Annotated in this window: 19 protein-coding genes; 12 read left to right on the plus strand and 7 right to left on the minus strand. The window is 72.3% G+C overall.

The window, feature by feature from the left end:
- The first annotated feature begins 50 nt into the window (after nucleotides 1-50).
- Nucleotides 51-1343, plus strand: coding sequence for a magnesium transporter MgtE N-terminal domain-containing protein (locus C3V41_RS05730; protein ID WP_106109463.1), 1293 nt, complete (start codon nucleotides 51-53; stop codon nucleotides 1341-1343).
- Nucleotides 1336-1887: a DUF1003 domain-containing protein gene (locus C3V41_RS05735; protein ID WP_106109464.1), complete on the plus strand. Its 552-nt coding sequence runs from the start codon at nucleotides 1336-1338 to the stop codon at nucleotides 1885-1887. Before C3V41_RS05730 ends, C3V41_RS05735 begins: the two co-directional genes overlap by 8 nt.
- Nucleotides 1888-2127: 240 nt before the next feature.
- Here C3V41_RS05735 and C3V41_RS05740 read toward each other — a convergent pair whose 3' ends face one another.
- Nucleotides 2128-4029, minus strand: coding sequence for an acyltransferase family protein (locus C3V41_RS05740; RefSeq protein ID WP_106109465.1), 1902 nt, complete (start codon nucleotides 4027-4029; stop codon nucleotides 2128-2130).
- A 146-nt stretch (nucleotides 4030-4175) separates the two neighbouring features.
- On the opposite strand from C3V41_RS05740, the gene C3V41_RS05745 reads away from it, so the two are divergent.
- Nucleotides 4176-5324, plus strand: coding sequence for an Mrp/NBP35 family ATP-binding protein (locus C3V41_RS05745; protein WP_106109466.1), 1149 nt, complete (start codon nucleotides 4176-4178; stop codon nucleotides 5322-5324).
- Between the two features lie 173 nt (nucleotides 5325-5497).
- Here the strand turns inward: C3V41_RS05745 and C3V41_RS05750 are convergent, their stop codons facing one another.
- Nucleotides 5498-6481 (minus strand): twin-arginine translocase TatA/TatE family subunit, encoded by a 984-nt coding sequence (locus C3V41_RS05750; protein ID WP_106109467.1) that lies wholly within the window; start codon nucleotides 6479-6481, stop codon nucleotides 5498-5500.
- A 183-nt stretch (nucleotides 6482-6664) separates the two neighbouring features.
- Here C3V41_RS05750 and C3V41_RS05755 point away from each other — a divergent pair, with 183 nt between their 5' ends.
- From C3V41_RS05755 to C3V41_RS05775, 5 genes are all read left to right on the plus strand, one after another.
- A complete protein-coding gene (locus C3V41_RS05755; RefSeq protein ID WP_106109468.1) occupies nucleotides 6665-7300 on the plus strand; it encodes an O-methyltransferase in 636 nt (211 codons plus the stop codon).
- A 464-nt stretch (nucleotides 7301-7764) separates the two neighbouring features.
- Entirely contained in the window at nucleotides 7765-10068 is a 2304-nt protein-coding gene (locus C3V41_RS14370) for an ROK family protein (protein WP_106109469.1), read from the plus strand.
- Nucleotides 10069-10110: 42 nt separating this feature from the next.
- A complete protein-coding gene (locus C3V41_RS05765; RefSeq protein ID WP_106109470.1) occupies nucleotides 10111-11412 on the plus strand; it encodes an ABC transporter substrate-binding protein in 1302 nt (433 codons plus the stop codon).
- Nucleotide 11413: 1 nt separating this feature from the next.
- A complete protein-coding gene (locus tag C3V41_RS05770; protein ID WP_106109471.1) occupies nucleotides 11414-12364 on the plus strand; it encodes a carbohydrate ABC transporter permease in 951 nt (316 codons plus the stop codon).
- Complete coding sequence (locus tag C3V41_RS05775; protein WP_106109472.1) at nucleotides 12357-13214, plus strand: carbohydrate ABC transporter permease; 858 nt, start codon at nucleotides 12357-12359, stop codon at nucleotides 13212-13214. The genes C3V41_RS05770 and C3V41_RS05775 overlap by 8 nt, the downstream gene beginning before the upstream one ends.
- A 202-nt stretch (nucleotides 13215-13416) precedes the next feature.
- On the opposite strand, the gene ndk is transcribed toward C3V41_RS05775, so the two are convergent.
- Together ndk and C3V41_RS05785 are read right to left on the minus strand one after the other, a co-directional pair.
- Complete coding sequence (gene ndk / locus C3V41_RS05780) at nucleotides 13417-13839, minus strand: nucleoside-diphosphate kinase (protein WP_106109473.1); 423 nt, start codon at nucleotides 13837-13839, stop codon at nucleotides 13417-13419.
- Nucleotides 13840-14038: 199 nt separating this feature from the next.
- The gene (locus tag C3V41_RS05785) at nucleotides 14039-15931 is read right to left on the minus strand and encodes a bifunctional folylpolyglutamate synthase/dihydrofolate synthase (RefSeq protein WP_106109474.1); all 1893 of its coding nucleotides are present in this window, start codon (nucleotides 15929-15931) and stop codon (nucleotides 14039-14041) included.
- 182 nt (nucleotides 15932-16113) lie between these two features.
- On the opposite strand from C3V41_RS05785, the gene C3V41_RS05790 reads away from it, so the two are divergent.
- The 4 genes from C3V41_RS05790 to C3V41_RS05805 all read left to right on the plus strand — a co-directional run bounded on the left by C3V41_RS05790 (nucleotide 16114) and on the right by C3V41_RS05805 (nucleotide 19259).
- Nucleotides 16114-16560, plus strand: coding sequence for an OsmC family protein (locus C3V41_RS05790; protein WP_106109475.1), 447 nt, complete (start codon nucleotides 16114-16116; stop codon nucleotides 16558-16560).
- Nucleotides 16561-16776: 216 nt separating this feature from the next.
- Nucleotides 16777-17472, plus strand: a complete 696-nt coding sequence (locus tag C3V41_RS05795) for a hypothetical protein (protein WP_106109476.1) — start codon at nucleotides 16777-16779, stop codon at nucleotides 17470-17472.
- Between the two features lie 83 nt (nucleotides 17473-17555).
- Complete coding sequence (locus tag C3V41_RS05800; protein WP_106109477.1) at nucleotides 17556-18425, plus strand: thymidylate synthase; 870 nt, start codon at nucleotides 17556-17558, stop codon at nucleotides 18423-18425.
- A gap of 93 nt (nucleotides 18426-18518) precedes the next feature.
- On the plus strand, nucleotides 18519-19259 hold the full coding sequence (locus tag C3V41_RS05805; RefSeq protein ID WP_246742134.1) for a dihydrofolate reductase: 741 nt from the start codon (nucleotides 18519-18521) through the stop codon (nucleotides 19257-19259).
- 195 nt (nucleotides 19260-19454) lie between these two features.
- On the opposite strand, the gene C3V41_RS05810 is transcribed toward C3V41_RS05805, so the two are convergent.
- The 3 genes from C3V41_RS05810 to C3V41_RS05815 all read right to left on the minus strand — a co-directional run bounded on the left by C3V41_RS05810 (nucleotide 19455) and on the right by C3V41_RS05815 (nucleotide 21467).
- The gene (locus C3V41_RS05810; protein WP_106110701.1) at nucleotides 19455-19859 is read right to left on the minus strand and encodes a VOC family protein; all 405 of its coding nucleotides are present in this window, start codon (nucleotides 19857-19859) and stop codon (nucleotides 19455-19457) included.
- A 249-nt stretch (nucleotides 19860-20108) separates the two neighbouring features.
- A complete protein-coding gene (locus tag C3V41_RS13080) occupies nucleotides 20109-20270 on the minus strand; it encodes a hypothetical protein (protein ID WP_165271586.1) in 162 nt (53 codons plus the stop codon).
- Between the two features lie 291 nt (nucleotides 20271-20561).
- Nucleotides 20562-21467 carry an ABC transporter substrate-binding protein gene (locus C3V41_RS05815; RefSeq protein WP_441299723.1) on the minus strand — a complete coding sequence of 302 codons (906 nt, stop codon included), beginning with the start codon at nucleotides 21465-21467 and terminating at the stop codon, nucleotides 20562-20564.
- Nucleotides 21468-21509: the final 42 nt, after the last annotated feature.

Below are 21509 nucleotides of genomic sequence, written 5' to 3' on the forward strand. Positions count from 1 at the left end.
CGACGGCCCCCGGGGCGCGGGATCACGCCCAGGGCGCATAAGGTTACCCCGTGGAGAGCAATCGGACACGCAGCACGAACAGGGTCTTTGTGGCCAGACTCGTCGGCACCACCGTCTTCGACCCCCTGGGGGACCGGGTCGGTAAGGTGCACGACGTCATCGTGCTCCTGCAGATGCGCGGCGAGGCGCGCGCGGTGGGCCTCATTATCGAGGTCGCCGGACGACGTCGCGTCTTCCTGCCCCTGTCCCGGGTGACCGCGATGCAGCCGGGGGCCGTCATCACCACCGGCCTGCTCAATATGCGCCGTTTCGAGCAGCGTCACGTGGAGACCCTGGTGGTGGGCGAGCTCTTTGACCGGGTGGTCACCCTCAAGGACGGCTCGGGCAAGGTCACCGTGCGTGACGTGGGCATCGAGCGGGACCGCGGCATGGACTGGAAGGTGACCCGCCTGTTCGTCCAGCGCGCCTCCTCCGGCGCCTTCGGGCTGCGCCGCGGCGAGACCTTCACGGTACGCCCCGAGGAGGTCAGCGGCCTGGCCGGCAGCGCGGACCAGCAGGGGGCCACGGCCCTGCTGGCCACCCTGGAGGACCTCAAGCCCGCCGACCTGGCCGACGTCCTGCGCGACCTGCCCCCGGCCCGCCGCCAGGACGTGGCCGCCGAGCTGTCCGACGAGCGCCTGGCCGACGCCCTGGAGGAGCTCGGTGACGAGGACGCGGTGGCCATGCTCTCGGCCCTGGAGTCGGCCCGTGCCGCCGACGTCCTGGACGCCATGCAGCCCGACGACGCCGCCGACCTGGTCTCCGAGCTGCCCAGCCCCAAGGCCGCCGAGCTCCTGGCCCTCATGGAGCCCGAGGAGGCCGAGGACGTGCGCCGGCTCATGGCCTACGACGAGTACACCGCCGGCGGCCTCATGACCACCGAGCCCGTCATCCTGCCGCCCGAGGCCACCGTGGCCACCTTCCTGGCCCAGGCGCGCAAGGCGGAGGTCACCCCGGCCCTGGCGGCGGTGGCCTTCGTGGTGCGCCCGCCCCTGGAGAGCCCCACCGGCAGGTACCTGGGCATCGTGCACCTCCAGCGCGCGCTGCGCGAGCGGCCCCAGCGTATGCTCGGCTCCGTCCTGGACAGGGACGTGGGGACGGTCCACGCCGAGGACTCCATCGGCACGGTCACCCGTCTCCTGGCCACCTACAACCTCACGGCCCTGGCGGTGCTGGACGACGCCGGGCGCCTGCTGGGGGCGGTAAGCGTCGACGACGTGCTGGACCACCTCATGCCCGACGACTGGCGCGAGGCCGACGAGGCCGTCACCGACGAGATGATCGAGAGGAGCGCAAATGGCTGAGTCCCTTGACACCCCCCTGGAGACCACGCGACGACCCCGCTGGCTCTGGCAGCGCTCCAACGAGCAGTCCGACGGCTTCGGCCGGTTCGCCGAGGCCACCGCCCGTTTTATGGGCTCCCCGAAGTTCATCCTCTACATGACGATCTTCGTGGTGACCTGGATCGTCCTGAACGTGGTGCTGGTGCAGTACGCCAGGAAGTACGCCTGGGACGCCTACCCCTTCATCCTGCTCAACCTGGCCTTCTCCACGCAGGCCTCCTACTCGGCCCCGCTCATCCTGCTGGCGCAGAACCGCCAGGACGACCGCGACCGCGTCACGGCCGAGCAGGACAGGCAGCGGGCCCACCGCAACCTGGAGGACACCGAGTTCCTCACCCGGGAGATCGCCTCCCTGCGCCTGGCCATGAACGACGTCGCCACCCGTGACTTCGTCCGCAGCGAGCTGCGCGACGTGCTCAGCGAGATCCTGGCCGAGGAGCGGCGCACCCGTGAGGAGATCGCGGAGCTGGAGCGGGCCGAGGAGGACACCCCCCAGGCTCGCTGAGCCCGGCTGGCGGGCAGGGCCCGGCCAACCGGGCACAGGTTCCGGCGAGGCCAGCCGCCGCCACGCAGGGCTGGCACCGCCGCGAGGCTGGCCCGTCCCGCCGCAGCCACGCAGGGTCGGCCGCCACCGGCTGGCGGGAGCCAGCCCGCCCCGCCGCACAGGTTCCGGCGAGGCCAGCTCCCGCCGCGACTGCGCAAGCGTCCCAGCCCGCGCCGCCACGCAGGGCCCGCCGCGGGCGGTTCAGACATTGAGGGCGTTGAGGGCGTCGACCACCACCTGGGCGTAGACGTCGCACCCCTCCGCGGTGGGGTGGACCTGGTCCTGGGCCAGGAGCTCCATGCGCTCGGCAATGGCCCGGTCCCAGCCCGCCACGTCCACCTGGTCGGGGTGGGCGGCGGCGAAGTCGCGGATGGTCTGGTTGGCCCCGGGGATCCAGGTGGTGCGGGCGGGCCCGAACCCCGTGACCAGGACGAGCTTGCGCCCCGGCCCCAGGTAGTCCAGGAGCGCCTGGATCTGGTCGCCCAGGACCTCCCCGTTGGTGGCCAGGGCGACCACCACGTAGGGGCGGGGCCCGTACTCGGCGTCCATGGCCTGGAGCGTCTCCAGGCCCGCGTAGAAGGAGCGGGAGACCTGGGCGTCGATCGCGATCCCGGGCAGGGAGGCCTCCAGCGCCGGGGCCGAGGCCAGGCTGACGGAGTCCCCCACGAGGGAGACCTGGTCCCCGGTCAGGGGCTCGGGCGCGGCCGTGGTGGGGGTCGGCTCGGGCGTGGGCGTCTCGGTGGGCCGCGAGGCCGTCGGGGTGGCGGAGGCCAGCGCCTGGGCCCCGCGCTGGATGGCGGCCTCGGCGGTGGACTGGGCGGGCTGGAGGGCCAGGGCCGCCCCCAGCAGCAGGACGCTGGCCACACCCAGGCCACCGGACAGGCTCAGACGCAGGCGCGTCCGGGTGACCGAGCGCACCCAGGCCCGTACCCCCATACGTCGGATCGGGGTCTCGAAGTACCGGAAGGACAGCTCGGCGAAGAACACGCTCACCACCGTCACGCCCAGGGCCACCAGGGCCTGGGGTGCGGTGGGCGGCACCACGTAGAAGGCCAGCACCCACAGGGGCCAGTGCCACAGGTACAGGCCGTAGGAGCGGGTCCCCAGCCAGCGCAGCGGGGCGGTCTCCAGCAGGGCGGGCAGCCAGGAGCCGGGGCTGAGGGCCAGCGCCGGGCCGGCGACCTCCGGGGTCAGGCCCTGGAGGAGAGCCACGGTGCAGGCCGAGGCCCCCGCCAGGACCCAGGTGGTGGTCCGGGTCCCGCCGGGCATCTGGTCGGAGGTGAGCGCGGCAATGAGGACCAGGCCCACCAGCCCCGCCCAGGACACCACCGCGCGCGCCCGCTCCAGCAGGGGCGTGGTCACCCGGGTGGGGTCCAGGACGTGCCCGTGGAGCAGGGCCAGGGCCGAGCCCGCCATGAGCCCGTAGGCGTGGGTGTCGGTACCCAGGTAGAGCCGTGAGGGGTCGGCGCCGCGGGCCGCCAGGGTCAGGGAGAGCCACACCGAGGCCGCGGTGAGCACGACGGCCGCCCCGCAGGCCAGGTACCGACGCCACCGGGAGTCCGCCCTGCCCAGGAGCAGCAGGAGGAGGAGCGGCCACACGAGGTAGAACTGCTCCTCCACCGCCAGGGACCACACGTTGGTCAGCAGACTGGGCTGGGCCTGGTCGAAGTAGGAGGATCCGGCGAATATCTCGACCCAGTTGTAGACCAGGCCGATGGCGCCCAGGACCTGTCGGCGTATGCCCAGCAGGACGTCGCCCCCCGGCCAGGCCGCCAGCGACACCGTCACCACGATGGTGCTCAGCAGGGCCGGGACGATCCGGCGCAGACGCCTGACCCAGAAGCGCCGCAGGTTGGTGGACCCGGTACGACGCCGCTCGTCCACCAGCAGGCTGGTGATGAGGAAGCCGGAGATGACGAAGAAGGCGTCCACGCCTACCTTCCCGCCGGGCAGCGCCCCGGGCAGGAGGTGGTAGGCCAGGACCATAAAGACAGCGAGCGCGCGCACGCCGTCGAGCCCCCGAACCCGGGCCCGGGGAGGAAGAGAACGGGGGGTGGAGGAGGTAGAGACAGACGGGTTCACGGACTGTGCTGAGATGCTCATGGTGTCACAGGTGTTACGTGGACGGGAACGGGGCCCAGCCTAGCGTTAGTTTGTCCTGAGACCAGGGTGTGACAACGTCTGACGGCCCTCACAGGCGTGCTCCCCGCCACGGTGAGGCCCGGTGGCCGGGCTCCTAGGATGGACGCATGCCACAGCCCACGCCAGCGGCCGTCCGCGAGGCCCTGTCCCGCGTCATCGATCCCGAGCTCCGCCGTCCGATCACCGACCTGGGCATGGTGGGGTCCGTCGAGATCGGTGACGACGGCCTCGTCACCGTCTTGATCCTGCTGACCGTCGCCGGGTGCCCCCTGAAGGACACCCTCAGCCAGGACGCGCGCCGTGAGGTGGGCTCCGTGGAGGGGGTCACCGGCGTCGAGGTGCGTATGGGGGTCATGAACGACGAGCAGCGCGCCGAGCTGCGCGCCCGTCTGCGCGGGGGCGCCGCTGAGCCGGTGATCCCCTTCACCAAACCCGGCAGCCTGACCCGCGTCTACGCGGTGACCTCCGGGAAGGGCGGGGTGGGCAAGTCCTCGGTCACGGCCGCCCTGGCCGCCGCCCTGGCCGCCCAGGGCCTGAGCGTGGGGGTGGTGGACGCCGACATCTACGGCTTCTCCATCCCCCGCATGATGGGTGCGGACTACCCGCCCACCCAGCTCGACGGCATGATCGTCCCCCCGGTGTCCCACGGGGTCAAGGTCATGAGCATCGGCATGTTCGTGGACGACAAGCAGCCGGTGATCTGGCGCGGGCCCATGCTCCACCGGGCCGTCCAGCAGTTCCTCTCCGACGTCTTCTGGGGGGACCTGGACGTGCTCCTACTGGACCTGCCCCCCGGTACCGGTGACGTGACCATCTCCGTGGCCCAGCTCCTGCCCAACGCGGAGATCCTGGTGGTCACCACCCCCCAGGCCGCCGCCGCGGAGGTGGCCGAGCGCACCGGCCTCATTGCCGCCCAGACCCACCAGAAGGTCCTGGGGGTCATTGAGAACATGTCCTACCTGCTCCAGGACGACGGCTCCAGGCTGGAGATATTCGGGTCCGGCGGCGGCCAAGCGGTCTCCGACTCCCTGACCCAGGTCCTGGGCTACCAGGTGCCGCTGATGGCCCAGCTGCCCCTGGACATCCGCCTGCGGGAGGGCTCGGACCTCGGCGTGCCGGTGACCGTCAGCGACCACGGCAGGCCCCCGGCAGACTCCCCCGCCGCGCTGGAGCTGGCGCGGGTGGCCTCCAGTATTGGGCACCGGGCCCGCGGGCTGGCCCGCCGCCCCCTGGGCGTGAGTCCCGTCAACACCTGAGTGCCCGGCTGGCCGGTGCTAAGTGCCCGGCTGGTCCGGACCAGTTCGCGCTGAACTCGCCTAAGCGCAGGTGAACGCGCTTGAGAGCGCCTGAACGCGCTTTCATGCATATGAACTCCGTTTGGAGTAGCGTTCACCTGGGCGAGACGACGTTCACCCGCGTGACAGCACGTTCAGGCGTCCACGGTCAGGGTCGCAGCCTCCGGGCGGGTCCTCGCGGCGGCCTTGGCGGCCCGGACAATGTCACGTGGGGAGAGCGGCCTGGGGGGCAGGTCGCCCGACGCCTCAGTGAGGCTGGTGGGAATGGCGGCCGCCTCCGAGGTCGCGGTCGTCTGCCCGTCCCAGGACCCAGTCACGACGGCGTCCTGCTCCCGGTTATCGGGGACGGCAGCCCGCTGTTCCCCGGACGCGGCGTCGTCCCGCTGTTCCCCGGGCGTGGCGTCCTGCTGCTCCCGGAGCGCGTCAGGACGCTGTTCCTCGGGCGCGGTATCCCGCCCCTGGGCTACCGGCTGGGCGGCAGTCTGCTCCTGGTCATCGGGCGTGGTGTCCTGCTCCTGTGACGCCTCGGCCTGCGGCCCTGGGGCCGTCTCCGCAGACCCCGCCTGCGGGGTGGTGTCGCTCACAGACCCCTCCCCGGCACCCGGCTCAGACCCCCGGGCCACGTCAGCCACCTCGGCCCGCGTTTCCTTGGCCGCCTCGGCCTCAACCTCGGCTTCCTGGGCCTCCTCGGCCTCAGCCCCGGCCCGCGCCGCCTCGGCCTGCGCCTCAATCCGCTTGCCCAGGGAGTCCGAACGCTCCTGGGCGGCCAGGGCCCGCACGTCGGCGGCCACGGCGTCCGAGGCCTCCTTGGCGGTAGAGGCCACCGCGGCCAGGGGGTTGGCCAGGTCGCGCTTAATGGCGTCGAGGTCCTCACCCAGGGCGTCGCGCACGATCTTGCGCGGGTCGTAGTTGCGGGGGTTGAGGTCGGCGAGGTTGAGGTCACCGAGCTCAGGGCCCACCTCCTCGGCGATCTGCGCCTTGGCCTGCTCCAGGAAGACACGCAGCTGACGGATGAGCTGGGTGAGCTTGCGGGTGTACTCAGGCAGACGCCGGGGACCCACCACGATCACCGCCACCAGGAGGATGACGATGAACTCGTTGCCGTTGATGCCGAACACACGCCCAGTATAGGGAGCCGCCCGGGGCACGTGCCGCCGCGGGCACCGGTAGGCTCTGCCTGTGGCGATACCCGGCATCGTCCGCAAGACCAGGAACAAGCCTGTTCACCGGTACCTGAAACAATAGGAGCTGGCGCGTCCGTACCCGGGCGCAGGACGTGATCATGTGAGGAAGGCAGCGCGGTGAGTGCCGACAAGACCTTGACCTGGACCTACACCGAGGAGTTCCCTCTGGAGGAAGAGGCCGCCACCCAGGCCCGCCTGCGTGGGATGGGCCTCGGGGTGGAGCCGGTCAGCGTGGCCACCGGGGCCGCGCTGCGGGTCCTGGCCGCCTCCGTCGGCGCCAAGAGCATTGCCGAGATCGGTACCGGCACCGGCGTGTCCGGCCTGTGGCTGCTGGGCGGCATGGGCCGCGACGGGGTCCTGACCACCATCGACGTCGAGAGCGAGCTCCAGCGTGAGGCCCGCCGCGCATTCGACGCCGCCGGGTACCCCTCCTCCCGGATCCGTCTCATCCAGGGCCGGGCCAGTGCCGTCATGCCGCGCATGGCGGCCCGCTCCTACGACATGGTGGTCCTGGACGTCGACCCCGTGGAGGCGGCCAACCTCGCCGAGGGCGCCCTGCGCATGCTGCGCGTGGGCGGGGTGCTCGCCGTCACCCACGCCCTGTGGGCGGACCACGTGGCCGACCCCGCCCGCCGCGACCCGGCCACCGTGGCGGCCCGCGAGCTGGCCAAGGCCGTACGCGCCTCCGACCTGCTGGTCTGCACGCTCCTGCCGGTGGGTGACGGCCTGCTGGTGGCGGTGCGCCGGGGCTGAGCCCGCCGCGCCCGCCACGACCCAGGGCCCGCCGGGGCACGGCCCAGGGAGCGAGCCCGCGAGCCACCGCGCCCCGGCTGCACCCGACCCGGACGCGACCACCTGGCCAATAACGAGCCCGTGCTCGCCGCGACCCGACGCTCGCCACGCGCCCCGCCGCGCCCGCCATAATCCGGCTGAGCTCACCGCCTGAGGCCCCACGCCCGCCACGCACCCGGGCGACCACGTACTGCGGTGCGCCCCGGGGGAACAGACACGGACATCTGGCGCATGTACCCAGGGGCCGCACCCTTGCCCACCCACCCCGCCGTCCGCCCCGGCGCGCCCAGGACGTGACGGAGAACGTGACAGAAGACGTGACGGGTGCTACTGTACCCCTATAACCAAAGCCGGTTTTGAAACCCCCTTTCACACTGGTGAGGACGCCAGTCGACCCTGATCCCACACCCCCACAGGAGCGGACAATGCCAGGACACCCCGGGACCTCCACCCGCGCCGCCAACGCCGCCGCGCTGTGGGACCAGCTGCGCCGGGCCCGGGTCAGCAGCGTCACCGACCTGGCGCGGGCCGCGGGGACCTCGCGCCCCACGGCGAGCGCCGTCCTGGCCGACCTGGAGGACCAGGGCCTGGTGGTCTCCCAGGACCTGGTGGACCCCACCCCGGGCCGCCCGGCGACCGGCTGGTCCCTCTCCCCGCGCGCGGGCTACGTCCTGGGCGCCGACGTCCTGGTCTCCTCCGTCCTGGTCAGCGCCGCCACCCTGGACGGCACCGTCGTGGCGGCCCGGACCTCGCCGCTGAGCGGGGAGCGGCGCTACCCGGACCTCCTGGCCGCCCTCACCCAGGAGGTGGACAGGCTGTCCGGCTACGGCCCCCTGCGGCACCTGTCCGTCTCCACCACCGGGATCCCCGACGACGCCGGTGTCGTCCTCCACGCGGACCTGGTCCCCCAGTGGGACGGCTTCGACCTGGCGGGCAACCTCCGCCACGACCTGGGCGTGGCGGTGGACGTGGACAACGACATCAACATGGCCGCGCTGGGGGAGTTCCGCCTGAGGGTCCAGGACGGGCAGATCGCCGCCCAGGGGGACCTGCTCTACATCCTGGTGGCCCGGGGGATCCACTCCGGCCTCGTCCTGTCGGGCAGGGTGCACCGGGGCAGCCGCTTCACCGCCGGCGAGATCTCCGCCGCCCTGGACCTGCACCTGGAGGACGCCCAGGCCCCGGACGAGGACTGGGCGGAGCGCGTGGCCCTGACGATCTCCTCGGTGGGGCTCGTCGTGGACCCCGACCTCATTGTCATCTCGACGCCGACGGCGCGCGCCCGCTCCATGGTCCTGCCCCTCATGTCCCTCATGCGCGCCAAGGGGACGCAGTGGTCCCCCCGGCTCCGGCTGGAGAGCGCGCGCCTGGGGTGGGGGGCGGCGGCCGTCGGCGCCCTGTCCCTCGCCCTGGACCACGCCAACCAGGCCGTCACGGGGGCCGACGAGGTCCCCGTCACCCCCCTGGAGGGCGTGGAGACCGTCAGCAACGCCGCAACCACAGGAGAGCACAGCACCATGACCGCCACCGCCGCCACGTCCCGGCCCTCTGACACCCTGCGCGTCGGGGTGGTCGGGGTCGGCGCCCGGGCCAAGTTCACCCTGGCCGCCGAGCGGCCCGAGAACAACGGCCGGATCACCGCCGTCTGCGAGACCCACCCCCGGGCCCGCGAGCGCGTGGCCTCCCGCCTCCAGCGGGACCCCGACTCGGTGTCCATCACCACCAGCGTGACCGACCTGGTGGGGACCGGGATCGACGTCGCCTTCGTGACCTCCCCCGACGACACCCACGCGGACGTGACCTGCGAGCTCCTGCGGGCGGGGGTCCCCGTCTACCTGGAGAAGCCCCTGGCCATCACCATGGAGGGGGCCACGCGCGTCCTGCGCACCGCCTACGAGACGGGCACCCGCCTGTACGTGGGGCACAATATGCGCCACATGCACGTGGTGCGCTCCATGCGCGAGCTCATCCGCTCGGGGCGGATCGGCGAGGTCAAGGCCATCTGGTGCCGGCACTTCGTGGGCTCCGGCGGGGACTTCTACTTCAAGGACTGGCACGCCACCAGGGAGCACGGCACGGGTCTGCTGCTGCAGAAGGCGGCGCACGACATCGACGTCATGCACTGGCTGGCGGACTCCCACACCACCAGCGTGGTGGCCATGGGCGGGCAGACCCTCTACCACCAGGTCACGGACCGGGCGGACCGCTCCGACGAGCTCATGCACAGCTGGTACTCCCTGGACAACTGGCCGCCCCTGAGCCAGAAGGGCCTGAGCCCGGTCATTGACGTCGAGGACCTGTCCATGGTGCTCATGCGCATGGACTCGGGGGTCTACGCTTCCTACGAGCAGTGCCACTACACCCCCGACTACTGGCGCAACTACACGGTCATCGGCACCGAGGGACGTATTGAGAACTTCGGTGACGGCGAGGGCGGGCTCATCCGCCTGTGGAACCGGCGCACCCACTACAACGCCGAGGGCGACGAGGTCTTCCCCATTGTCGGGGACGCGGGCGGCCACGGGGACGCCGACGTGCTGACCATCACCGAGTTCATGCGCTTCGTCCGTGAGGGCACGCCCACGGACACCTCACCGCTGGGGGCGTGGTACGCCGTCGCCGCCGGCATCCAGGCCACCGAGTCCCTGCGCGACGGCTCGACCCCGCGCACCATCCCCGACCTCCCCCCCGAGGTCGTCGACTACTTCACGCGAAACCAGGTGCGCTGAGCACCCTCAGCCCCACCCGACCACGAGACAAAGGAGCCTCCCATGCACACCCTCACCCGGCGCAGCGTCCTGACGGGCACGCTCGCCACCTCGATCGCCCTGGCCCTGGCCGCCTGCTCCGACGACGGGGGTGGCGCGGACACCTCGGCGACCATCGCCCCGGACACGAAGGCGGAGCTGACCCTGGCCTACTGGGACAAGAGCCAGACGCCCACGATCGACGCCAATATCAAGAGCTTCAACGAGACCTACCCCAATATCACGGTCACCACGAACCTGACGGCGTACGCGGACTACTGGAAGAAGCTGCGCACCCAGGCCGAGGGCAGGACGCTGCCGGACGTCATGTGGATGAACGGCCCCAATATCCAGCTGTACGCGGGCAACGACATGCTCGAGCCCCTGGACGACGTCACCGCCGCGGGCATCGCCTGGAGCGACTACCCCACCTCCCTGGTGGACCTGTACACCTACCAGGGCGTCCACTACGCCATCCCCAAGGACTACGACACGATCGGCGTCTTCTACAACAAGACGCTCTTCGCCTCCGCGGGGGCCGCCCTGCCCACTGAGAACTGGACCTGGGAGGACTTCCACACCGCGGCCAGGACCATCTCCGCCTGGGGCAAGGACCAGGGGATCTGGGGCTGCGCCACCACGGTCAACGGCGACGGCCAGGGCACCTACTACAACACGATCGCCCAGGCGGGCGGCTACGTCATTAAGGACGGCAGGAGCGGCTTCGACGACCCCGCCAGCGTCAAGGGCCTGCAGTGCTGGGCGGACTGGATCGCCGACGGCTCGGTGGCCCCGCCCGCCGTCGTGGCGGACACCAAGCCCGAGTCCATGTTCACCTCCGGCAAGTCCGCCATGCTCTGGGCCGGTGACTGGCAGTGCGCCCCCATCGCGGAGGCCTTCGCCGGCAGGCTCGAGGAGGTCGACGTCGCCCCGCTGCCCCAGGGCGAGAAGAGGGGGAGCATTATCCACGGCCTGGGCTGGGCGGTGGCCAGGACCTCCGGGAGCAAGGCCGCCGCCAAGGCCCTGGCCGCCCACATGGCCTCCCGGGCCTCCCAGGAGACCGAGGCCCGCAACGGCACGGCCATCCCGGCCTTCAACGGCACCCAGGCCCCCTGGCTCGAGACCTACTCGTCCTGGAGCTGCCGTATCTTCACCGAGGCCGCCTCCACCTACGCGGTGACCTACCCCGTCTCGAAGAACACCAGCGCCTGGGCCGACCACGAGGGGGACTACCTCACCCCGGCCTTCGCCGGGCAGACCACCGTCACCGACGCCGCCTCCCAGCTCGCCGCGTTCATGAACGGCGAGCTGGCCAAGGAGGGCTGACATGGCCCTCTCCCCCTCCCCCCGGGGCGCGTCCGCCACCACCCCGGGGGCCGGTGGACGACGGCGCCGCCGCCCCACCAGCGTCGGCGCGTGGCCGGTGCTGTTCATCGGGCCGCTCATGGCCGGGGTGGCCGTCTTCTACTACTGGCCCATTGTCAAGAACCTCGTCGTCTCCCTCCAGCAGCGCAACGCCTTCGGCGGCAGCCCCAGGTGGGTGGGGCTCCAGAACTACCAGGACGTCCTGTCCAGCCCCGACCTGGGCTCGGCAATGGCGAACACGCTCCTCTACACCGGCGTCGTCCTCCTGGGCATCCCGCTGTCGGTGGCCGTGGCCGCCATGATCGAGCTGCCCGGCCTGCGAGGCAGGGGCCTGTACCGCACGCTGTACTTCATGCCCTACCTGGCCATGCCCATGGCGGTGGCCCAGGTCTGGAAGCTCGTCTACAACGGCAACTTCGGCCTGCTCAACCAGCTCCTCAGGGCCCTGGGGGTCGCCGACCCGCCCTACTGGCTGGTCACCCCCGGCTGGGCGCTCCTGGCCGTCGCCCTGTTCGGCGTCTGGGGGTCGGTCGGCTTCAACGTCATTATCCTGTCCGCCGGGCTGAGGTCCATCCCCCGGGAGCTCTACGAGGCCGCGAGCATCGACGGCGCCTCCGCCTGGCGCCAGTTCCGCTCCATCACCGTGCCCCTGCTCAGCCCCTCGATCTTCTTCCTGACGATTATGACGACCATCGGGGGCTTCCAGCTCTTTGACGCCCTCTTCGCCATGATCGGCACGAACAACCCCGCGGAGCCCAGGACGCGCTCCCTGGTGTACCTCTTCTACCGCGAGGCCTTCGTCAACTCCGACCAGGGGATGGGCGCGGCCGTGGCCGTCGTCATCTTCGCCTGCGTCGCCGTGGTCACCTTCGTCCAGTTCCTGGGGCAGAGGAGGTGGGTGAACTATGTCTGAGACGCGCACCCGCGGCTGGCGCGCCGCCCTCGCCTCCCAGCGCCGCTACCTGCCCGTCCACGTCCTGCTGCTGGCCGGCGGGGTGGTCATGGTCTTCCCCTTCGTGTACCAGGTCCTCATGAGCCTGTCGACCAACACCGAGATCCAGGCGACTCCCCCGCGTCTGGTCCCCGAGCACTGGATGTGGTCCAACTACGCGGAGGTCTTCCGCAGGATCCCCTTCATGAGCCAGTTCTGGGTCTCGGTGTCCATCACGGTGCTGCGCACCGGCGTCCAGCTCGTCCTGTGCTCCCTGGGCGGCTACGCCTTCGCCCGCATGCCCTTCCGGGGGCGGGGGCTCCTCTTCGGGCTGCTCCTGGCCATCCTCATGGTGCCCGGCCAGTCCTACCTCATCGGCCAGTACCAGCTCGTCCGGGACCTGGGGCTCCTGGAGACCGTGTGGGGCATCGTCCTGCCGGGCTTCTTCTCCGCCTTCGGGGTCTTCCTCATGCGCCAGTCCTTCATGAGCCTGCCCGTGGAGCTGGAGGAGGCCGCGCGCCTGGACGGCTGCAACCCGTGGCAAGCCTTTTGGAGGGTCATGTTCCCGCTGGTGCGCCCGGGGCTGTCGGCGGTCACGATCGTCACGGTCCTGTGGTCCTGGAACGACCTGCTGTGGCCGCTGATCGTCACCACCCGGGAGGAGACCATGCCCCTGAGCGTGGGCATCGCCACCATGGCGGGCCAGCACTCCAGCGAGTACGCCCTCATGATGGCCGCCTCCGTCATGTCCATGGCCCCGATCTTCCTCATCTTCTTCACCATGCAGAAGCGTGTCATCGAGGGCCTGGCCACCTCCGGCCTCAAGGGCTGAGCGGGCAGGCCCAGGCGGCAGGGCTGAGCGGCAGGGACGGCCGCGGCAGCGCACCGTCCCTGCTCCCCGGCCGGGAGGAGATGGGCACCAGCCGATTGTCCCCGAACGAGCCCGCCCCTGCTCCCCTGCCGGGGCCAGGGACGCCGTGGCCCTGCGTGAGGACGGCCCTGGCCGGGCTGGGACGGCTCCGGCCGGGGCGGGGTCAGCCCAGCTCGGGGAACCAGATAGCGATCTCCCTCTCGGCGGAGGCCTGGCCGTCCGAGCCGTGGACCAGGTTCTCCATGGCCTCACCGCCCTGGTCACGGGCCAGGTCGCCCCGGATGCTGCCGGGGGCGGCCGTGGTGGGGTCGGTGGCGCCCATAAGGGAGCGCACCCCCTGGACCACCCGGTGGCCCTCGACGAGGGCCGCGACCACCGGACCGCGCGTCATGTACTCCACCAGACCGGGGTAGAAGGGCCTGTCCACGTGCTCGGCGTAGTGCTCAGCGAGCAGCTCGGGCGTGGGGACCACCGTCTTCAGGGCGGTGACGTTGTAGCCCTTGGCCTCGATACGGCGCAGGATCTCGCCGACCAGGCGGCGCTCGACGCCGTCGGGCTTAATCAGGACGAGGATACGGTCAGTCATGACGGGGTCCTTTCATCGGGGTGGCCCCGAGCCTATAGGGGCCCTGCCCGGGCCGCCAGGGGCGCCTGCCAGCTCGCTGGCCCCGGCAGCGCCGACGACCCCGGCTGCGCCGACGGCCCGGGGGTCGGGGAACCAGGTCGGCCCGGGCTCCCAAGCGGCACAGGCCCCGCCGACGGCCCGGGGGTCGAGGAAGTGGGTCTTAGGGGCGTCCCAGGAGCTCACGGGCCTGGGCGGCCAGGACCACGGAGCCCACAATGAGCACCCCGGAGGCGGTCAGGGGGGCGTCGTGGCCCTCCGAGAGGGTCACCGCCTGCTCCACGCCCTGGGCCAGGGTCTCGGCGGTACGCACCCGCTCAGGCCCGAAGACCTCCCGGGCCACGGCCGCCAGGTCCTCCACGTCCAGGGCGCGCGGGGAGTCCATGGGCACGCAGACCACGGCGTCGCAGGCGGGCTCCAGCTCGGCCAGGACGCCCTCGACGTCCTTGTCAGCCATGACGGCCGTCACGGCCACCAGGTGGCGCAGGCTGAAGACCTCCTCCACCGCCTCCACCAGGGCGGCCACGCCGTGGGGGTTGTGCGCGGCGTCCACCAGGACGGTGGGCGAGGAGCGCAGCACCTCCAGGCGCCCGGGGCTGGTGGCCGAGGCGAGGCCGTCCTGGACGACCGCGGCCGGCAGGGCCCTACCCCCCATGACGGCCTCGACGGCCGCCAGTGCCAGGAGCGCGTTGTGGGCCTGGTAGCTCCCGTGCAGGGGGATGAAGACGTCCTCGTAGACGGCCGCGGCCGTGGCCAGGGTCACCAGCTGGCCGCCCACCGCCAGCTGGCGGCTGACCACGGACAGCTCCCCGGCACCGGGCTGTCCGGCGTACTCCGACTCCGGGTCGAGCTCGCGGCGCCAGACGACGTCGTGGGCGGCGGCCGCGCGGGCAATGGCCTCCTGGGCGGCCCGGGGCTGGAGGGAGGTGACCAGGGTGGCCCCGTCCTTGACGATACCGGCCTTGGTGGTGGCGATCTCCTCAATGGTGTCGCCCAGCCAGGCCCTGTGGTCCAGGCCGATGGGGGTGATGACCTCCACCTGGGAGCGCACCACGTTGGTGGCGTCCCACTGCCCGCCCATGCCGACCTCGACCACGGCCACGTCCACCGGGTAGTCGGCGAAGGCGGCCAGGGCCATGACGGTCAGGACCTCGAAGAAGCTCATCCGCACCCCCCCGGTGGCGGCGGAGCGCTCATCGACCATCTCCACGTAGGGGCGCACGTCCTCCCAGGCGGCGATAAAGCCCTCCTCGCTCACCGGCTCCCCGTCCAGGGCGATGCGCTCGCGGACGGTGGCCAGGTGCGGGGAGGTGAAGCGTCCGGTGCGCAGGCCGGTGGCGGCCAGGAGCCGCTCGGTCATGCGGGCGGTCGAGGTCTTACCGTTCGTTCCTGTGATATGCACCACTTTATAGGAGCGTTCGGGGTGGCCAATGAGGTCCAGGACCGCCTCGACGCGCTCCAGGCTCGGCTGGACCCTGTGCTCGGGGGCGCGGGAGAGGATCTCGGCCTCGACGGCGCGCATACGGGCGGAGACCTCCACCTGGGCGGCGGCCGCGCGCAGGGCGGCGGCGTGGGCCCCGGGGGAGGCGCCCTGGGCGTCCCGCGGCCCCGCGCCGGGGGCGCCGGGGGGCGTGTCGGGTAGGACGGGCTCCCAGTCGTCCTCCTCCCCGGCCTCCTCGTCGACCTCCGCCAGGAGGGCGTCAAGGCGTTCCGGGTCGCCGCCGGACAGCAGGCTCGCGGCGACGAGCGCGCGCAGGGCGGCCAGGTTCTCGGCCTGCGCGTCGGCGACGGCCTGCTCCCGGGCCCGGTCGGCCTCACGGACGTCGGCGAGGGACACGCCCTCGGGTGCGTCGGCGGCCTGGAGGTAGGGCAGGAGGTCGGGGTCGATGCCCGCGTCGGACTCCTCGCCCCGGTCCTGCGCATGCAGCCTCTCCAGGCCCCCGCGGTCCACGCCGTCACCGAAGACGGCGTCCACGACCTCCTCCCCGCTCGCCCCGGAGGGGATCCCGAAGGCCGCGCCGGGGTGCGGACGCTCTGACTGGTCGTTAGACACCATGCCACCCTTCTCTCAGCGCCCCGGCCCACCTGCCCCCAGTGGGCGGCGGCCAGGGCCCAGGCGCTAATCTAGCCGCCCGCCCGGTCGGGCACGCCCAGGCACAAGGCCGCCGTGAGCACCGCCCGCCCGGACGCCAACGGAGGGTGGTACCAAGGGCCAGGCAGTCGTGCCACCATGGGCCCATGAGCACCGACCAGCGCATTGTCCCGACCCCCCAGAACTCCGTGTGGGCCGAGCGCACCGGGACCCGCCAGTACCTGGGGCACAACGCCCGCGGCGCCGAGGTACGCATTGGCACCGGCCCCGGCGAGTTCACCCCCGGCGAGCTGATCAAGATGGCCCTGGCCACCTGCAACTCCCTGTCCGCGGACCACCGTCTGGCCAAGGCGCTCGGGGAGGACTTCGAGGCCAATGTCATTGCGGCCACCACCAAGAACGAGGCGGAGGAGCGCTACGACGCCTTTGACGTCCAGCTAGTGGCCGACCTCTCACACCTGACCCCCGAGCAGCTGGACACCCTGCGTCAGCGGGTCGACGCCGCCGTTGACCGCTCCTGCACCGTGGGGCACACGATCGACAGGGGCGCGCGCACCAGCCTCCACCTCCTGGACGACTCGGCCTCCGAGTAGGACCACCAGCACGGGCCACGGCGGCAGGCCGGGCGGGACTGTCCCGCTGACAGGCCAGGCGGTAGCGGGCCGCTGACCGACGCCGGGGCCGCCGCGCACGGGCCACGGTGGCAGTGCCGGGTCCGGCGGCAGGCCGAGCGGTGGCGGGCCGTCCCCTGGCCCGTACTCTTGATTCTGACCGCTCCCCGCGGGCAGCCCGCACGAAACGGAGGCCCTATGGATTCCAGGCACCTGGAGCAGGCGCTCGACGCCGCTATCACGCTACCCGCCTCACGGGTCGAGGAGCGTGTAGCCCGCATGCGCAGGGACCGTCCCGACGCCGATGTCAGTGAGCTCGTCGTCCTGGCCGGTAACCGCTTCCGTCACGAGTCGGGCCTGACCTCCGGCGCGGTGGGGGCCTCGGCGGCCCTGCCCGTGGTGGGCACGGGCACGTCCGTGGCCCTGACGGTGGGGCAGACCGCGGTCTTTATGGCCTCCGCCGTCACCTACGTCCTGACCGTCGCCGAGCTCCAGGGCCTGCACGTGGCCGACGCCGAGCGACGTCGGGCCCTGGTCCTGTCCGCCCTCCTGGGTGAGGAGGGCAGCCGCGCGGTCCAGGGGGAGCTGGGCCTGTCCACCCTGTTCTGGGCGGCGCAGCTGCTCACCCAGATGCCCATCCCCACGGTCCGCTCCGTCAACGTCGAGCTGACCAGGCGCCTGACCCGCCGCGTTGCGGCCCGGGGCGGGGCGCTGGCCCTGGGACGGCTCATCCCCTTCGGGATCGGCGCGTTCATCGGCTACACCGGCGGCCGGGCCCTGGCCAGCCAGGTCATTGAGGGGGCCCAGGCGGCGCTGGGGCCCACGGACGCCCTCCCGGCCACCGCGGACCCGCAGGCCCTGGTGCCCACCGCCCCGATGCCCACGGCCCCGTAGGCCACCGCGGTGCCTGCTACCAGCGGCGGCTAGGCACCGCCTTCGCACACCACCCGTCCCACCCCGTAAGGAGGCCACCGCCCATGACCGAGGCGACGCCGTCGAGCACCTACCCGGCCCTGGCCGAGGCGGGCCTGACCCCTCCGGCGGGGGTGGACGTGGCCTACGAGAACCTCCTGGCGGAGGTCCTGGCCCACGGCGCCCCCAAGGGCGACCGCACCGGCACCGGCACCCGCTCGGTGTTCGCCCGCCAGCTGCGCTACGACCTGACCCGCGGCTTCCCCCGCGTCACCACCAAGTTCGTGGCCATGAAGGCCGTCAAGGGCGAGCTGCTGTGGTTCCTCCAGGGGACGGGCAGCACGCGCTGGCTGGCCGGGCAGGGGATCACCATCTGGGACGAGTGGGCGGACGACGGCGAGCTCGGGCCGGTCTACGGCGTCCAGTGGCGGTCCTGGCCCAGCCGTGAGGGGGGCGCCATCGACCAGATAGCCGGGCTCATCAACACCCTGCGCACCGACCCCGACTCCCGGCGCATGCTGGTCAGCGCCTGGAACGTCTCCGACCTGGACCGTATGGCGCTGGCCCCCTGCCACGTCCTCTTCCAGTGCTACGTGGTCCGCGGGCGCCTGAGCCTGCAGGTCTACCAGCGCAGCGCGGACCTCTTCCTGGGTGTGCCCTTCAATATCGCCTCCTACGCGCTGCTGACCCACATGCTGGCCCAGCAGTCGGGGCTGGAGGTGGGGGAGCTCATCTGGACCGGCGGGGACTGCCACGTCTATGACAACCACGTCGATCAGGTCCGCACCCAGCTCTCGCGCGTGCCCCGGGCCTACCCCTTCCCCCGCCTGCGCCTGGGGGCGGCGCCGTCCATCGACGCCTACACCATGGACGACATTGACGCCTCGGAGGGCTACCGCCACCACCCCGCCATCCCCGCCCCCGTGGCGGTGTGAGCCGTGGAGCAATCCGACGCCGGGCCCGTCCCGCAGCCTCCGCCCCCCGGCCCATCCCGCCCCCCGGCTCCCGGGGGCACGGGGCGGGTGCCGGTGCTCCCGCCCGCTGCCCCGGATTCCGGGGGCCTGCCCCCGGTGGGTATGGTCTGGGCCCAGGACCACGGTGGGGTTCTGGGGTCGGCGGAGGGCATGCTGTGGCGGGTTCCCGCGGACTTCCGCCACTTCAAGGCCGTGACCCTGGGCGGCGGCCTGGTCATGGGCCGCACCACCTGGGACTCACTCAAGGGGGCGCTGGTGGGACGCCGGAACGTGGTCATGACGCGCTCTGAGGACTGGACCGCCCCGGGGGCCCACCGCGCCAGCAGCCTGGAGCAGGCCCTGGCGCTGGCCGCGGACGGCCTAGAGGAGGAGCTGGGGGCGGACCCGCGAACGGGCCGGGCCGCCTCCTGGCCGCGCACCTGGGTAATGGGCGGGGGCAGTGTCTACCGCCAGGCCATGGAGGCCGGGGTCGCGGACCTGCTGGTGGTGAGCACCATTGACCTGGATGTGGCCGCCAGCCTGGGTGCCGGGCGCGTTAGAGCCGGAGCGGACGGGGTGACGTGCGCCGCAGCCGGTGGGAACACCGGTTCCGGTACGGCCGGGCCGGACGTGCCAGGCGTGCCGGGTGGGTTGGCCGGGCCGGAGGGGGCGGTGGCACCTGTGCTCGTGCGCGCCCCGAGCATTGACCTCGCCCAGTGGGAGCGTGACGAGGAGGACAGCGATGTCCTCGGTACCTGGCGCCCCCGCTCAGGCGACGCGGGCTGGCGGGTGGACGTCTGGCGCCGTCGGGCTTAAGGACCTGCCCGGGCCAGCCGGGTCACCAGCCGGGCCGCTCGGCAGCCGCAGGGCGACTGGACCACCACGGAGACCTGCGCCCGGCCCCGGTTTTCAGGCCTCCCGCCGGACCACCACAGGGACCTGTGTCACGCCCTCCTGTGGCACGCTCGCTGCGCCGCCCCGGGCCTGCGTCCCGGCCACCACGGACGCCGTTCAGGAGGCCGGCGCGTAGTCCCCGGCCACGACCTCGACCCGGTTGCCCTCGGGGTCGAGCAGCGCGACCTCGTAGTAGCCGTCCCCGGTGCGTCGGGGGCCGTCCACCACCTGGACCCCCACCTCACGCGCCCGCCGGGCCAGGGCGTCCACGGCGGGCGGGTCCGCCAGGGCGAAGGAGATGTGCGCCCACCCCAGGCGGTCCCCCGCCCCCGGGACCGTCACGTCCGGGCGGGTCATGAGCTCCAGGCGGGCGCCGGTCCCGAAGGTGAGGATGTAGGTGGACAGGCCCGTGCGGGGGTTGTGGTAGAGCTCACCTGCAACTCCCCCGAACCAGGTGGTGTAGAAGTCGCGGGCGGCCTCCAGGTCGGCCACCCAGACGGCGGCGTGGTCAATGCGGGTCATGGTGCCTCCGTACAGCAGCATAGGTGATGAGAAGCACATACTACCTGCGTGGGCGGGGTCGTGGGGCGACGCCGCGCCCGCCCCGGCCCGACAGGCCCGCCCGTCGCGGCCCCGCCGAGCCGCCTGCTCAGGCAAGGGGCTGGTACCTGGTCCACCTCCCAGAAGGTCCAGGTCCTGGCCGCGTTCTCCCTGCCCGCCCTGGTCGCGCCTGGTCCACCTCCCAGAAGGTCCAGGGGGCCGCCCGCCTGCTCAGGCAAGGGGCTGGTAGTCGTCCTGGTCACCGCCCAGGAGGACGTCGTGGAGGTAGTGGCTCTTGGGGGCGGTGCCGTAGACCTCGGCGGTGGTGCGGCTGAACCAGGCGTTGAAGATCCTGGTGACCGAGGCGGCCAGGCGGGTGACGGTGGTGTTCATGGTGGAGACCTTTCGTATCGGTTCCGGGGTGGGGCTCGTGCCCCGTCCGGCTGACACCATGAACGGTAAAAGTCCATACGATCGCTGCCAATGATCATATCTAACTAAAATGATCATTTATCTACCTCCCTGCCCGGGGCCCGCCGCCACCTGCCACTGACCGAGGCGGGCCCGGACCCTACCGGCGTCCCGGTGGGCAGGCCCGGGGCTGAGGAGCCCGGGCCGCTCCCCGCCGCCCGCGGCCGACCACGTCTGCCCGCTAGGCCCGCCTGCGGCCGTGGGGTGCCCGGGTCAGACGATCCCCTGGCTGGCCAGCCACTGGGAGGCGATGTCCGCGGTGGGCAGGTGGTCCACGGCGCTGGCCCGGTTGAGCCGGGGCAGCTCCTGCGCGCTCAGCCGGGCGTTGACGGCACCGATCGCCTCACGCGCCTCAGGGGCCAGGGTGGCCGACACCAGCGGCGTGACCCGCTGGGGGACGATCAGGCCCTGCGGGTCGGTCAGGACCACCAGGTCGGAGCCGGTAGCCGCGGGGCTGGCCGTGTAGATGTCGGCCACGTCCACGTCGCCGTCGGTCAGGGCCTTGAGGGTGAGCGGCCCGCCGGAGTCCTCCACGGGTTCCACCACGGCCCTGACCCCGTAGACGCTCTCCAGGCCCGTGGGCCCGTAGGGGCGGGTGGCGAGCTCGCTGTTGGCGGCGATGGTGACGGCGCGTCCCAGCGCCCTCAGGTCGGCGATGGAGGTCAGCTGGTACCTCTCGGCGGTGGCCCGGGTGACCACGTAGGAGTCCTGGTCGGTGGCCTGGGCCGGTTCCAGGACGGTCAGGTTCGCCGGGAGGGCCTCCAGCAGCGCGGCCTGGATCCCCTCGGCGTCGCGGGCGGTGGCCTCCTTGTCCAGGAAGCTCAGGAGGTTGCCCCCGTACTCGGGGATGACGTCGATGTTCCCGGCGCGCAGCTCGGGGACGTAGACCTCGCGCTGGCCGATCTGGTACTGGCGGCTGACCGTCAGGCCGACGGCCTCCATGGCCTGGGCGTAGAGCTCGGCAATGACCTCGTTGGAGTAGTACTGCTGGCTGCCCACGATGACCCCCTCGCCCTGGCGCTCCCGCCTGGTCCCCAGGGGGTCGTCCGAGGCGCAGGCACCCAGGACCCAGGCCGCGCCCAGGACCCCGGAGGCGGCCAGGAGCCGACGCCGTCCCAGGCGCGCGGCCCCGTCCCCGCCCGGTGCACCCGCACTCGGCGC

The sequence above is a fragment of the Actinomyces sp. oral taxon 897 genome (assembly GCF_002999235.1).
In the GTDB taxonomy this organism is placed as follows: Bacteria; Actinomycetota; Actinomycetes; order Actinomycetales; family Actinomycetaceae; genus Actinomyces.

Coding starts and splice junctions, on each gene's coding strand:
- C3V41_RS05735 (WP_106109464.1), top strand. CDS start 1,336: ATGGCTGAGTCCCTTGACACCCCCCTGGAGACCACGCGACGACCCCGC.
- C3V41_RS05740 (WP_106109465.1), bottom strand. CDS start 4,029: ATGAGCATCTCAGCACAGTCCGTGAACCCGTCTGTCTCTACCTCCTCC.
- C3V41_RS05745 (WP_106109466.1), top strand. CDS start 4,176: ATGCCACAGCCCACGCCAGCGGCCGTCCGCGAGGCCCTGTCCCGCGTC.
- C3V41_RS14370 (WP_106109469.1), top strand. CDS start 7,765: ATGCCAGGACACCCCGGGACCTCCACCCGCGCCGCCAACGCCGCCGCG.
- C3V41_RS05765 (WP_106109470.1), top strand. CDS start 10,111: ATGCACACCCTCACCCGGCGCAGCGTCCTGACGGGCACGCTCGCCACC.
- C3V41_RS05770 (WP_106109471.1), top strand. CDS start 11,414: ATGGCCCTCTCCCCCTCCCCCCGGGGCGCGTCCGCCACCACCCCGGGG.
- C3V41_RS05775 (WP_106109472.1), top strand. CDS start 12,357: ATGTCTGAGACGCGCACCCGCGGCTGGCGCGCCGCCCTCGCCTCCCAG.
- ndk (WP_106109473.1), bottom strand. CDS start 13,839: ATGACTGACCGTATCCTCGTCCTGATTAAGCCCGACGGCGTCGAGCGC.
- C3V41_RS05785 (WP_106109474.1), bottom strand. CDS start 15,931: ATGGTGTCTAACGACCAGTCAGAGCGTCCGCACCCCGGCGCGGCCTTC.
- C3V41_RS05790 (WP_106109475.1), top strand. CDS start 16,114: ATGAGCACCGACCAGCGCATTGTCCCGACCCCCCAGAACTCCGTGTGG.
- C3V41_RS05795 (WP_106109476.1), top strand. CDS start 16,777: ATGGATTCCAGGCACCTGGAGCAGGCGCTCGACGCCGCTATCACGCTA.
- C3V41_RS05800 (WP_106109477.1), top strand. CDS start 17,556: ATGACCGAGGCGACGCCGTCGAGCACCTACCCGGCCCTGGCCGAGGCG.
- C3V41_RS05810 (WP_106110701.1), bottom strand. CDS start 19,859: ATGACCCGCATTGACCACGCCGCCGTCTGGGTGGCCGACCTGGAGGCC.
- C3V41_RS13080 (WP_165271586.1), bottom strand. CDS start 20,270: ATGAACACCACCGTCACCCGCCTGGCCGCCTCGGTCACCAGGATCTTC.